This is a genomic window from Kitasatospora sp. NEAU-CNBT7 (genome assembly GCF_057220535.1).
The window spans coordinates 1-12689 of sequence record NZ_JBXQQB010000068.1; the positions used below are offsets into that span (position 1 = coordinate 1).

The 12689-nt window shown below is 70.0% G+C and carries 11 protein-coding genes and 1 pseudogene; 5 read left to right on the forward strand and 7 right to left on the reverse strand.

Going from position 1 to position 12689, the window contains the following annotated elements; genetic code table 11:
- The first annotated feature begins 58 nt into the window (after positions 1-58).
- Entirely contained in the window at positions 59-913 is an 855-nt protein-coding gene (locus AC2TEW_RS37175; RefSeq protein ID WP_484627659.1) for an IS5 family transposase, read from the forward strand.
- Between the two features lie 45 nt (positions 914-958).
- Here AC2TEW_RS37175 and AC2TEW_RS37180 read toward each other — a convergent pair whose 3' ends face one another.
- Positions 959-1156 (reverse strand): contact-dependent growth inhibition system immunity protein, encoded by a 198-nt coding sequence (locus AC2TEW_RS37180; RefSeq protein ID WP_484627660.1) that lies wholly within the window; start codon positions 1154-1156, stop codon positions 959-961.
- 1408 nt (positions 1157-2564) lie between these two features.
- Between AC2TEW_RS37180 and AC2TEW_RS37185 the strand changes: the two genes are divergently transcribed.
- Positions 2565-3095, forward strand: coding sequence for a hypothetical protein (locus tag AC2TEW_RS37185; RefSeq protein WP_484627661.1), 531 nt, complete (start codon positions 2565-2567; stop codon positions 3093-3095).
- Between the two features lie 237 nt (positions 3096-3332).
- Here the strand turns inward: AC2TEW_RS37185 and AC2TEW_RS37190 are convergent.
- Positions 3333-4489: pseudogene (locus AC2TEW_RS37190) on the reverse strand (IS256 family transposase).
- Between the two features lie 408 nt (positions 4490-4897).
- On the opposite strand from AC2TEW_RS37190, the gene AC2TEW_RS37195 reads away from it, so the two are divergent.
- From AC2TEW_RS37195 to AC2TEW_RS37205, 3 genes are all read left to right on the forward strand, one after another.
- Positions 4898-6040: a hypothetical protein gene (locus AC2TEW_RS37195; RefSeq protein WP_484627662.1), complete on the forward strand. Its 1143-nt coding sequence runs from the start codon at positions 4898-4900 to the stop codon at positions 6038-6040.
- 1631 nt (positions 6041-7671) lie between these two features.
- Positions 7672-7875: a hypothetical protein gene (locus tag AC2TEW_RS37200; RefSeq protein ID WP_484627663.1), complete on the forward strand. Its 204-nt coding sequence runs from the start codon at positions 7672-7674 to the stop codon at positions 7873-7875.
- Positions 7865-8149, forward strand: a complete 285-nt coding sequence (locus AC2TEW_RS37205; RefSeq protein ID WP_484627664.1) for a hypothetical protein — start codon at positions 7865-7867, stop codon at positions 8147-8149. The genes AC2TEW_RS37200 and AC2TEW_RS37205 overlap by 11 nt, the downstream gene beginning before the upstream one ends.
- A gap of 45 nt (positions 8150-8194) precedes the next feature.
- On the opposite strand, the gene AC2TEW_RS37210 is transcribed toward AC2TEW_RS37205, so the two are convergent.
- The 5 genes from AC2TEW_RS37210 to AC2TEW_RS37230 form a co-directional block, all read right to left on the reverse strand.
- Complete coding sequence (locus AC2TEW_RS37210; RefSeq protein WP_484627665.1) at positions 8195-8704, reverse strand: hypothetical protein; 510 nt, start codon at positions 8702-8704, stop codon at positions 8195-8197.
- Positions 8705-8759: 55 nt separating this feature from the next.
- Positions 8760-9329 carry a DUF6262 family protein gene (locus AC2TEW_RS37215; RefSeq protein WP_484627666.1) on the reverse strand — a complete coding sequence of 190 codons (570 nt, stop codon included), beginning with the start codon at positions 9327-9329 and terminating at the stop codon, positions 8760-8762.
- Positions 9319-11310 (reverse strand): tyrosine-type recombinase/integrase, encoded by a 1992-nt coding sequence (locus AC2TEW_RS37220; protein ID WP_484627667.1) that lies wholly within the window; start codon positions 11308-11310, stop codon positions 9319-9321. The genes AC2TEW_RS37215 and AC2TEW_RS37220 overlap by 11 nt, the downstream gene beginning before the upstream one ends.
- Positions 11311-11371: 61 nt before the next feature.
- Positions 11372-11770 (reverse strand): type IV toxin-antitoxin system AbiEi family antitoxin domain-containing protein, encoded by a 399-nt coding sequence (locus AC2TEW_RS37225; RefSeq protein ID WP_484627668.1) that lies wholly within the window; start codon positions 11768-11770, stop codon positions 11372-11374.
- Positions 11767-12621, reverse strand: coding sequence for an IS5 family transposase (locus AC2TEW_RS37230; protein ID WP_484627669.1), 855 nt, complete (start codon positions 12619-12621; stop codon positions 11767-11769). Before AC2TEW_RS37230 ends, AC2TEW_RS37225 begins: the two co-directional genes overlap by 4 nt.
- Positions 12622-12689: the final 68 nt, after the last annotated feature.

The window sequence follows — 12689 nt, forward strand, 5'->3', positions numbered from 1 at the left end:
CTCAGACCGCGTTTGAGATCTGCCGTGTCCCGTTGCCGAGGCGTTCGTTGAGCCCTCTGTGAGCGGTGTTGGGGGTGGGTATCCGTCGGACCTGACGGACGAGCAGTGGGCGCTGGTGGAGCCGTTGCTCCCGCCGGCGCGGGTGGGTCCGAAGGGTGGCCGGCGGGAGAAGCATCCGCGGCGGCGGATCGTGGACGCGATCTTCTACGTGGTGCGGACCGGGTGTGCCTGGCGGCAGCTGCCGAAGGACTTCGCGCCGTGGCCGACGGTGTACTGGTACTTCACGTGGTGGCACGACGACGGCACCGTCGAGCGCATCCACGATGCCCTGCGCGGCAAGGTCCGCGAAGCCGACGGCCGCGACGCGGAGCCGAGCGCCGGACTGATCGACTCGCAGTCCGTCCGCACCGCCGACACCGTCCCCGCTGCCACCAGGGGCTTCGACGCTGGCAAGAAAGTGAAAGGCCGCAAGCGGTTCATCGTCACCGACACCCTCGGCCTGCTCCTGGCCGTCCACGTCGTCGCGGCGGGCATCCAGGACCGCGACGGCGCGAAACGGCCCCTGCTGTGGACCAGGCTCGACCACCCCGGTGTCCGGAAGGTCTGGGCCGACCAGGGCTTCGCCGGCCGCCTGGTCGAGTGGGCCGCACAGATCCTCGGTCGCGACCTGGAGATTGTCCGCAAGGACCCCGACCAGCGCGGCTTCCAGGTCCGGCCCAAGCGGTGGGCGGTCGAGCGCACCTTCTCCTGGCTCACCGCCCACCGTCGTCCCGCCCGGGACTACGAGACCAGCCCGGCCCACTCCGAGACCATGATCCGCTGGGCGATGATCGGCATCATGGTCCGGCGACTCACCCGAGGCCGTCCTGCGATGCGTCCCGGCCCGCGACCGCTCGTTCGGCAGCCCTCGTAGACAGGCGGCCCTGGCCGCTCGCCGGCGGCAGCTGCTGTTGGCGGGCTACCGAGCCAGGAACCCCTCGACCTCGTGTTTCAGGGCTGGCGGCACCTTGGCCAGCTCCGAGACGATTACGCGGACCTCCCGCCCGAGTTCGGGGAACTCGTTCCAGACCTCTGCACTCCTGGTGAGTACGACTGCCAGCAGATCGCCTTCGTACATGTCGCCTTCTGCCAGTGGGTCGCCCCGGAGGACTTCCACCGCCAGGGGTAGGAGATAGGTAAGGCCCCACGTCCTGCCGGATCAGCAACCGCATGTCCTCGACCGTCAGGCCGCCGATCGGCTTGCGCCGAAACTCACGCACGGTCGCCATCAGCCGGGTCTCGCCGCCCGACGGGGCCGACCAGCGGTCGCGCTCAAGCCCCTCAAGAGAGCGGTCACGGTTCACAAGTCGAGTCACCGACCGATGGTCCCATGTCAGATCTCAAACGCGGTCTCAGGCGGGGAGTCCGCGACTCAGGCTGCAGGTGAATATTTTGAAAGACTGCCGATTCAGTATGAAAAATGCCCCGGTTCCCGGCTCGGGCGAGCGACTATTCGGGTAGCTGTTCCTCGGACGGGAGGTCGACGACACCAATGGTTGCCTCTGCCCGTACCGCGCCCAGTTCGTCCGGCAGCGCTGCGGCCCGGTCCGGCCGGTGACCTCGCCAGGACAGCCGGCCGGACCGGCACCCCGCAGGCAATGAAGGACCGGGGTGCCACCGGGGATACTGCCATGATCAGGCTCCACCACCCCGCGATGTCCACCCACTGACACATCACCACCGCAAACGGAATATGGCGTTCCAGACGGCGCAGGAACACCAGCCCGCCCCCGCCGCCGTAATCGATACAACCCCGCCCGGGAGGCGGACCAGCGCGACGAGGCTCGACCCGGACCTGCGTGTATCACCCGAACGGTTCACCGACGCCCGTCCGACCCAGAGCGTGGAACCGGTATCCGGCGCCGGACCCGGCCGAACGCGGGCACGCTCCCCCACATGTCGCACCGCCGCCACCGCCGCCGCACCCGGGGCCCCGGCCGGCACCCGCCCGGATACGGGCCTTCACCTCAACGGGCCCTTGCGCGTCAGGACCAGTGCCGGCGGCCGTCCTCCCCCGGGCAGCCTGCTGCACGGTCACCCGCATCGGCCGGACCCTGGACGGCGAAGGCTTCGCCTACACGAACCCCGATGCCCTGTCTGGAGCCGCCCTCTGATCTGAGAGCACCCTGTCACCGGCACTCCCAGGGGCAGCGCCGCCGCTGGCTCGGAGCGGCCCGGCTGAAGGCGCCCCACCGGTGGCTCCGGAAGCCCTCAGACGGCGGAGCCACCGCCCCGGCGGCGCGACCACAGGGTTGATCTCACAGTTTTGCCTCGCACAGAACAATCCGGATCCCGCCCGGATCGGCGGTACCCGGCCGAGGACTCGGCGCCGGGCGGCGCAGCAACGGTGTAGCGGCAGAGCGGTGGCCAGCATCGGCCTCGTGCAGTGACGGCCAACGGGCTGCGGTGCCCCTGGCAGCGGGCCCGCCCGTACCGGACCCGGTGCGCGTGGGCTTGTCGGCCGAACGGGTGCCGACCCGACCGGCGCGGGGCGCGCAACCGCCGGGCCGGGAAAAATCACCGCCATGAGCACCCCATCTTCCCAGCGCCCCGCCCTGCACACCCGGTTCGGCCCCGTCCCCCGTCTCACCCCTCCCGGTCCGGGATCACCCGACGCCAGGACCGGCAGGCGCCAGGCGGTGCTGAGGGCGGCGGCCGAACGCGGGGCCCGGGCCGGACTGTGGCTTTCAGCGCTCGCCTCGCGCCGCCCCCGCTCCGAGGTCGGTGACGCCCTCACCGGCACGGCCGAGGCCGTCACCTTCGTCCTGATGGCATTCGGCCGCCGCCTGGCCGGCCTCTCCGACGAGGAACGCATCGTCCTGACCTCTCACCTGGACCCCCATCTCGGCCCCGCAGGATCCCTCCTCGCACCCCAGCAGGGCCAGCACCTCGGCATCGGCGATCTCACCGCCGCCGTCACGCTCGCCGCCGCCGCCCGCACTGCCCTCGCCATGGCTCTCACCAGCGACTGGCCCCATGACCTGCCCCCGCTCCTGGACGTCATCGACCACGTCCTCGACCAGGCCGACGCGCCCCCGCTCACCGCACACGACTGAACGCAACCACAGGGCCCGGTTATGGAGTAGACCGTGACCCGGATCAGCAGCCCGGGAGTTCACGGCCGAGGTGATCCGGTACCGGGCCGGCAGGCCGCAATCGTCCGATTCGCTGTCGGAGATGGGCGGCACGCTGCGCGGCACGAGACCCGGGCGCCTGGGGCGGCGGTCCGGGCCGCACTGGCAAGGCAGGAGGGTCGTGTCCCGTGAAGTGGTGTAGTGGTCGTACGGCAACGGTCATGAAGTGGGCGGGAGTTCGACCCGGCCAGGGTTGTCGGGGTAGGTCTTCTCCATGCTGCCCTCGGGCAGGTATCGGCGGGGGAAGGCGATCCATTCGTCGTGCATCTCGAAGAGCACGGGCGGTGACCAACCGCAGGAGCGCGTCATCGTTCGGGAAGACCTGGACGACGTCGGTCCGGCGTTTGATCTCGTGATTGATCCGCTCCAGCGGGTTGGTGGACTGGATCTTCTTCCAATGTCGATCGGGGAAAGGCCGCGAAGGCGGTCAGGTCGTCCTTGGCCTTCAGCAGCATCTGGCTGACCTTGGGGAACTGCTTGCCGAGCATGTCGGCGACGGCATCGAGCTGGGCCCGGACCGCGGCCTGGCCGGGCTGGGCGAAGACTGTGCGGATGGTCGCGGCGACCATCTCGCCGGCCTCCTTCGGGATGATCACGAAGGCGTTCCGCAGGAAGTGAACGCGGCAGCGCTGGTAGGCGGCGCCGAGCATGACCTTGCGGATCGCCTTGACCAAGCCGCTGCGGTGATCGCCGATGACGAGGCGGACGCCGGTCAGGCCGCGCTCGCGCAGGGAGCGCAGGAACTCCGCCCAGAACGCCTCGCTCTCGCTGTCGCCGACCATCAGGCCGAGGACCTCGCGGCCGCCGTCCTCGGTGATGCCGGTCGCGACGACCACGGCCCGGGAAACGATCTGGTGGTTCACCCGCGCCTTGCAGTAGGTGGCGTCGAGGTAGACGTAGGGGAAGCGCGTGTGGCCGAGGGACCGGGTGCGGAAGTCGGTGAGCTGTTCGTCCAGGTCCGCGCAGATCCGGGAGACCTCGCTCTTGGAGATGCCGGTGTCCGCGCCGAGGGCCTTGACCAGGTCGTCGACCGAGCGGGTCGACACGCCCAGGACGTAGGCCTCCATGATGACCGCGTAGAGAGCCTGGTCGATCCGGCGCCGGCGCTCCAGCAGGCTGGAGAAGAAGCTACCGGTGCGGACCTTGGGGATGGCCAGGTCCAGGTCACCGGCCTGTGTGGTCAGGGTCTTGTCGCGGTGGCCGTTGCGCCACGTGGTGCGGGCCTCGGTTCGCTCGCCCGGCTCCGCGCCGATCCGGGCGGTCGCCTCGGCCTCGATCAGCTCCTGCAGGATCCGCTGGGCCAGGGCCCTGATCAACTCGAGAACCGGTCTCGGTCATCTGCTGTGGCCGAGACCGAGTTCCGGGTGAGTCTTCCCAGTCCAGGACGTGGTGCACGCTGCGCTGCCGCCGGGCGGGCGGCAGGGGCAGGGGCAGGGGCGTCATCGCTGGGCCCCGGTGTTCAGGGGTTGCAGCACAGCCGAGAGGCACAGGCCAGCCACCGAGGCGCGGGACGCAACGGGTCTTCGGATTGTTGCACAACTCTGACAGAGCCGACGGCGCCGCCCCGGGGGGCTGCTCGTCCTGCAGGGCGGCGTCCGGGCATCCTTCCGTCGCGGGGTGCAGGGTGGGCGGGGACTGACTGTCCCGCCACGGCGGATGGGTGGGATTTCCGACAAAGCACAGGGAATCTTGGCTCGGGGCCGTACATCCGGCTGCAAGAAGCGGTGATTGACGACCGGGTGGGAGTGATTGTGACAAACCCCAGTACGAGCACGTTCGGTGCGGACAGCGGTGTGGGATCGACGGTCGCCCTGCTGGAGGGGCAGTTGCCCGCGGTGCGGGAGCGGCGCCGCCTGTTGGAGGAGCAGCTCGCGGCAGTGACCGCGCAGGAGAGCTCCATGGTAAGCGTGTTGGAAGGGCTCGCGGCCCTCGTCGACATTCCGCTCGGCCACTACGGCGAGGACAACACCTCCACTGCTACGACACCCACACCGTCGGCGGACACGCAGGCGGAGACGGCGCCCGTGGGCCTCGGCACCGCCGACGCGCAGGCCGGCCCCGCAGCTGGCGAGCAAGCCACCGCGGACGCCGCACTCGAACTTGTGGCGGCACGTCCCGCCCGCACACGCGCCACCGCACGCAAGGCCTCGGCCGGAAGGAAGAGCTCCCCGGCCACGGCGGCCGCCGATGCCGCCTCACCCGACACGACGATGGCTTCCATCAGGAAGACCGCGGCGGCGAAGACTCCCACCGGGCCAGGGACGGAACAGAACACGGCACCCACCCCCGCCACGACGGTGCCGGCAGATCAGAAGCCGGCCCGGGACAGCGCCGCGGCCAAACGCGGGACGAAGAAGACTGCGAAGCCCCTGACCGGCACTGCGGGGAAGGCCTCCGCACCGGACCCGAAGTCCACGAAGAAGACCACCCGCCGGGCGGCTGTGCTGGCCGGTGAGGCACCGGCCCCGGGCCGGGCCGCAGGCACGGCCCGGAAGACCACCGTCAGGAAGGCCGCCGGCAGGAAGGAAGCGAAGAGCGGAAGGTCCGCCCCCGCGGGTACGAAGGCCTCCGCCGCCGCGCAGGCCGGACCGGCCGACAGACCCGCCCCTACCCCGGCCACCGATGGCCGGAGAAGGCGCACGGAGCCCGACCGCCGCCAGGGCCTTACCGATGCTGCCGGAGTCCTCGCGGTACTGTCGGCGGCCGCCACGCCGCTGAGGGCTCGCGAGGTCGCGACCGCGCTCGGCCTGAACGACGTCGGGTCGAACCTCAACGCCCTCCGCGCCCGTCTGGAACGCCTCACCAAATCCGGCCAGGTGCAGCGCACCGGGCGCGGCCTGTACACCGCCACCACGACGGCCGGCTGACCATCCGGCTGGCACCCGGGCGGCGGCCCGGCCGTGCCGCCGCCCGGCATTTGCGCTTTCCGGCGGGCGCCCCACGGGCTCTAGGTGCGCCGGTGGCCCCGGGGGGCGTGGTGGCGCCCGGCAGGGTGAGACGTGCGTCCCGTGACCGGCGGGCGAGCCTGCTCAGGTGCCAGCGGCTTGCCGCCCGCCACCCACGAGCCATGTCCTCGAACCGAGGTCAATCCACCTCCAGCACGGCCTCCGCGAACGGCGGCCCGAGGACCACCTCGTGCACCACTGAAGACCCTCGACCGGCGGGCCACCGCACCCCTCATGCCGGGTGGAACGGCCTACACACCCCCGGCGGACCGTGCCGGTACGACTCCTACGCACACGGGCTCCCGCCACCTGACGGGTCATCAAGACCACTTCTGCCGAAAGAAGGTCCACGACACGTCGCCGACGAGGCAGCGGCGCCACGTGCGAACCGCCCTCACCCTCGCAGCCGCCACCGCGGCGGCGGCCATGCTGCTGACCGCCGCCGCGCCAGCGAGCACTGCCGACCGGCGGGCGCACCTTTCACCGCCACGCATCGGGAGGCCGGCCGGAACATCACCGTGCCGCTGCGCGAGACGACTGCCTCACCGTGGCCGACAAGGACCCCGCCGACTGGCACCCCTGGCCCTCTCCTACCGCTGTATTTACCTCGACGACCAGGCCACCATCAAGACCGCTGGAACCTCACCACCGACGCCCCTGAGCCCGGGCCCTCACCGACCTCGCAACTGCCTGCCCGAACGACAACATCACCGTCGGCCTCGCCCGCTGACCGCAACCGAAGATGTCGAACCTGACCACTGCTGAGGGAAGTTGACACCTGACCTGGACTGACTCCGATGAAGCAACCCACGACCCACTCCGTCGGCCCGTACGCATCCATACCGGGCTGGAGCCCCCCACCAGTGTCCGGCACGTGGGACCCAGCCACAGGCCGGCCAACCCGCCGGTGTGCCCGTCCCCTGGGGGATGCCGAGCGCGGCCAGGGCGCCCGGGTAAGCCCGCTCGTAGGCGCGCTCAATGAGCTGATCGAGCGGGCCGTCGGCGAGGCCTCCTCCTCGGTGTCCAAGCGCACCGCCCTGCCGGCCACCGGGAATAAGGTCGGCTCCAAGCGGGCAAACGCCGAGGAACTCGGCACCCGCATTCTGACCCCCGCGAAGTTCGCCACCGTCGTCGCCGACCTCACCGGGGCCGGCACCGGCACCGAACCCCGCCCCGGCGAACGCCGCACGGGCGCTCGCCGCGGCGGGGAGCTCGGTACGACTCGGAGCCGCGCTAGCCTCGCCGGACGGGATGGCGCAGGCGCCCGGTGGGGGTGCGGCCGAGGTGTTGAATCTGCGGTGTGATCGGGACGGATGGTTGGCCGGCCACGAAGGAGACAGGAAGGTCTGCCGGCACTCACGGTGCCCTCGAACCCGAGCGCCTGAACGGCGCGCCGCAGGTCCTGGATCACCGGCGGGAGGGGAGGTCAGGGGGGAGGATCCGGCAGGCGGCAGCGACTGCGGCTCCGGGCTGACTTCGCCGTTCCCCTGCCGGAGGCCCCCATGGCTGCGCTAGCCTCAGAACGGGCCGCCCGCCGACGCGATGGAGGAACCGTGCGAATCACCTTCGACCCACAGGAAGCCGAAGCGCTGCGCGCCGAGGCCCGGGACGAACTGGAGACCGACCCGAAGGCTGCGTACGTACTCCTGGAGCTCGCCGAGCACGGGCTCGACCTTGCCTCCGGCCGGTCCTGGGACGACATCCGGGCCGAGCGAGGTCTGCCTCCGATCGAGGATGCGGAGCAGCGTGTCGCCTAAGCACTCCGGTGGCCGCCGCGCCCAGGTGATCTTTCACGGGGTCGCCGAGCAGCAGATCGCCGCCATGGACGACGAGACGCTGGCCCGTCTGGATCCACACGTCAACCGGCTGGCGTACGAGCCGCACGCGGGGGTACAGCGCCGGCCGGACAGCCCGGTGCGGGAGTACGCGAAGGACCGGGTCCGGATTTTGTACGTGACCACAGTGCTGGGCACGATCATTATCTCGGGTGAAAGTGCCTGCGGTGCAGGTCAGAGCTTTGCGGCGGCTTGAGGGACGTAAGGGACGTTCTCGTATCGGGAGTTGCCTTGAGGCGGTTCATGGTTCCTGACGTCCAGCCGCGAGAAGCCTGGCGGCGGCTTCCGCAGGGGTGTCGTAGTAGCCGGGGCGGGCCAGGAGGACCGAACTGAAGTAGTAGCCCTGCTCTTCGTCGGGTGCATCGTCGGCCTCGAAGGGGCGCCAGAAGCTTAGGAGGAGGTCGGGTGCGACGAAAGAGGCCGGGTCGTCCTCGGCCTCGGTGATCGTCGTGAGTCCTCGCATCCGGGTGACCACCTCGGCCGCGGGCAGGCCGAAGATGTCGACACCGCGGAATCGGACGGTGTCCCGGCCGTCGGCGGGTCGGCCCAGCTCGATCGCTTCGAGCTCGCCGCGCGAGCAGTGAATGCTGACCATCAGATCGCTGGGACGGAAGACGAACCTGCCGGGCTGGTCCGATTCTGAGATCGCTGACGGGTCGCGGAACGAGGCGAGCGCCTGGTCGGCTGCCGTGTGGGGCATGCCGATGGCCAGGGCACCGATGCCCGTGGGCGGTGCGAGTTCGAATTCCATGCGCGAATGCTTCCAGAGTCCCTGGTCGTCGTGGCTCGGGTGCTGCCAGGGGCAGTCAGTTCTGCTCGCGCATCATGCGCCTGAGGCTGGTCCTGGCTCCGGCGAGATCGTCTTCCAGTGCTCGGACCCGGTCGGTGAGGGTTCTGTTCTCGCTCTGGGTTTCGCGGGCTTCGGCGGCCAGGCGGTGGTTCTCCTGGGTGAGCTCGTCGAGGCGATCGCGCAGATCGTGGCTGCCGAGGTGGTCCAGCTCGCGGCCGAGCTGGAGCCGCATGCCCTCGCGAAGGCTGCGGACTTCTTCGCGGAGCCGGCGGATCTCCTCGCGAGCGAGGAGGAGGTCGGTGCGGGTGCTGGAGGGGCTGACGATTCGGCCGGAGTCCAGGTTCCGGGACGATGCCTTCTCCTGTTGCGTGCGCGCCTGCTCGATGTGCTCGCGGACGCCGGGTGCGTAGGCGAGCCAGGTGGACACCTCGGCTCGTTTGGCGACGGCGGCGAACGTGACGGGCTCGCCGTCCTTGAGCATGGTGTCGATGGTGCTCAGGACGCGTCCGCGCTTGGCGAGGCTGTCGCGTCGCCGGGCAGCCCTGAGGACATCTGCAGGGGCCGTTGAGGCGCTGTCAGTGGGCATCTTCGTCCTTGGCGGGGCGGATCACCGTCAGGGGCAGGAGCTTGTGCTCCTGGGTCGCGCGGACCTTCCGCAGGACCGCGCTGGCCTCCTCGACTTCCGACCGCTCCTGCGCGGTCATGCTGGCGAGTTGCTCGCGCATGTTGTCGAGGATTCCGGTGAAGGCGGTGATCTGGTCGGTGAGGTTGCGGACCACGAAGTCGTCTGCGTCCATGGCCTTGGCGGTCTCGCGGTCGGCGCGGAGCGCGTTGAGGTGTTCCTCGATCGCGAGCAGGTAGGACGGGTCGGGTCGGTAGAAACCGCAGCCGGCGCATTGGAACCGCAGGGGGCAGCTTTTGCCGCCGGCCTTGATGTTGGACGGCTCGGTGCAGTTGCCGAAGGGGACCGCGACGGAGCGGGCCTCGTAGGCCAGGTCGGTGGCGAAGGGCGCCGGGCGGCCGGAGCGGTCCACCACGTGCAGGCGCATAGTCTGGACGGCCTCGCGCTTTCGCTTCATCGAGACGTCGTAGTAGCCCATGGTGGTGACGATGGACCGGTGGTCCATCAGCTCTTTCAGGACGTCGACGGACACTCCGGCGTCGGCATGCCGTTGCGCGTAGGAGTGGCGGAACGCGTAGGGGAAGATCAGCGAGCGGTTGAACGGGAGGCGGTTTCCGGCGTGGTCGAGCTGGTCGCTGACGAGCTCGGGGATGGCTTTGACCCACTCGCGCAGGTAGGTGCCCAAGTAGCCGGGCTCCATGTGTCGGACACCGCTGCGGTGGGTGATCGCGGGGAACAGGTAGTCCTTGCTGGGGGCCGGTGCCGGGATCAGCTCGCGGAGGGCCTGCCAGCGGCGGATCGCTTCCGCTGTCTCGCTGGCGATGGGCAATTTGCGCCCGTAGCGGCGCTTCTTGTGGTTGTCCCAGATGAGCACGTCGCCGTCGTCGGTGACTTCCAGGCAGCTCCGCCGCAGGCTGGTGACCTCGACGGGGCGGCGGCCGGTGTCCCGCAGGACGGTGTAGGCGGTGGCGAGCATCAGGTGGATGTCCTCGGGGGCCAGGTCGCCGTAGGTGACGCCTGCCCCGATGCCGGCCAGGTTCGCGTCGAGCTGGGCGATGACCGGTTCGGGGATGGCCTGGCCGGCCGCGTCCTCAGTGGTCTCGTCAGGGGGAACCACCATCGAGGGGTGGCGCATGAAGCTGGCGGGCAGCTCGGGCAATAGGTCGGCGGTGCGGCCGAAGTCGAGGATCGAGTTGAAGATACTGAAGAAGATGCTCCGGCCGTGGCGATTCAGCAGTCCGCCGTCGGCGCGGCGAAGGTTGCACATCGCTGTGAAAACGGCCTGCATGTCGACGTAGCGCAGGTCGGCCAGCGTCTGGCCGCCGCCGGGCCGCGCGTGCAGGGCATCGGAGGCGGTCAGGCAGGCCCGCAGCATGCGCACGAAGTCGTTGTTTTCCGGTTTCGTGACTTCGCCCCAGCGCTTCAAGAGTTCGCGCAGCCAGATCTGGCGGATCGCGGTGAGGTCGACCGTCGCGCTCTGCTCGCGCCGGCCGGTGCGGGTGCGCGACCGCAGTCCAACGGTGGCCAGGTCCCAGATGTCCGCCTCGGTGGGGGCGACGCCGCGGAACTCCAGCGTTGCGGCGCGGACGGTCCGGAGGATCTCGCGGAAGTGGGCGACGCAGTTGTTGCCGCGTTTGTGCATCTCCGCGGCCGTGGTGGTGGCGTCGAGGGTGAGCATGCTGGTGTGCCCGACCAGGCCGCGGATCATGTGCCGGACCGCGGTGGGCTCGATCACGCCGCCGCGCTCGGTTCGTTTCTGAAGGCCGTAGCGGACCTCCCAGCGGACCGTCTCGTCCAGGCTGAGCAGGGAGAACTGGTTCGTCCGCTGGAACGGCGCGGCCTGTTCGATCCACCCGGCCTGGTCGAGTGCCGTGTTCCCGGCCCGCCGGTCGCGTTCCCAGAGCTGTCGGTGTGAGGTGCAGAGCAGGGCGACGCTCCGCTGCATGGTGCATCCGCGAACTGCGCAGGTGGGGCGGGCCTCGAGGGGCTCGACACCTGAGAGGACGTTAAGTCCGTTTCTGGTAGCGGCCGCGTCCGGGTTGGTCGAGGAGTCCCTGACGAACGAGTCGTCCCAGGCGGGAGCGGGTGGCGTTGATCGAGGGCTCGTTGGTGGGCAGGCCGAGGAGTTCGTGTAGGTCGCGAACCCGGAAGACCCGCCCGGGATGCTCGTTGAAGGCGGTCACGATGCGCTGGTAGACGGTGGCGGTCTCCGCAGGGGCCGGCTCGTGGTCGGGCAGGGCGAGGCCGTCGATGACCTTGCCGGCGGTGGCGATCTCGGCGAGGCGGGCCTCTACCTCGGCCAGTGCACCGGTGAGTTGGTCAATCTGTTCGCGCAGGTAGTCGGCGCGTGTGGCGGCCTCGTCGTGTTCGGCCTGCAACAGCCGCAGGAGTTCGGTGACGTTCATGCTGCCAGCTCGACGTCGTCGCGCCAGGCAGGGCTGGGGGCGGTGAGGCGGCGGAGCATGCCGGCGGTGGCGGCCCAGTAGACGCGGGAGGCGGCGTTGTCGAGCCGGTGGTCGTAGTCGCGGGCAAGGCGCCGGTGGAGCATGAGGGTGCCGTTGACCTGCTCGACCACCCACCGCTTCGGTTGCGGAACGAACCCCTTGCCCACGTCGTCGGGGTTGCGCCGGACCACCTCGACGGTGATGTCCTTCACCGCCCCGTGGATGATCACGGCATCCTTGAAGCCCTGGTCGACCAGGGCCTTTTCCAGACGCATCCCGCACCGCTCGTCCGCCTGGTCCAGCAGGGCGATACCGGCCTCGTTGTCGTGCGCGCTCGCGGCCAGGACGACCACGCCGATGATCAGGCCCAGCACGTCGACGGCCAGTCCCCGCTTCCTCCCGGGCGTCTTCTTGTTCGCGTCCAGCCCCGTCGTCCCCTTCGGCACCCCGGCCGCCACGCGGACGGACTGGGTGTCGATGATCACCAGGGACGGGTCCTCTAATCGTCTGGCCCGCTCCCGCACCTGGCAGCGCAGGATCTCCTGGATCCGCTGGTCAAGGCCGTCCTGGCGCCACAGGGTGAAGTAGTAGAACACTGCCGACCAGGCCGGTAAGTCGTGCGGCAGGAGCCGCCACTGGCACCCCGTCCGGTTCTGGTACAGCAGCGCGTTCACGACCTCGCGCAAGTCACAGGAGCCCGGATCCCCGGTCGCCGACCGCGACACCCGCTCCTGCTTCCAGGCGGTGACCAGCGGCTCGATCAAGGCCCACTGCCCGTCGGACAAGTCTGTTGAGTACGGCATCCGTTCCATACCCCGACCCCACCATGCACACGACACGCGAGTCAGCCCGAATACCTCCGTACCCACAAACGGGCGAC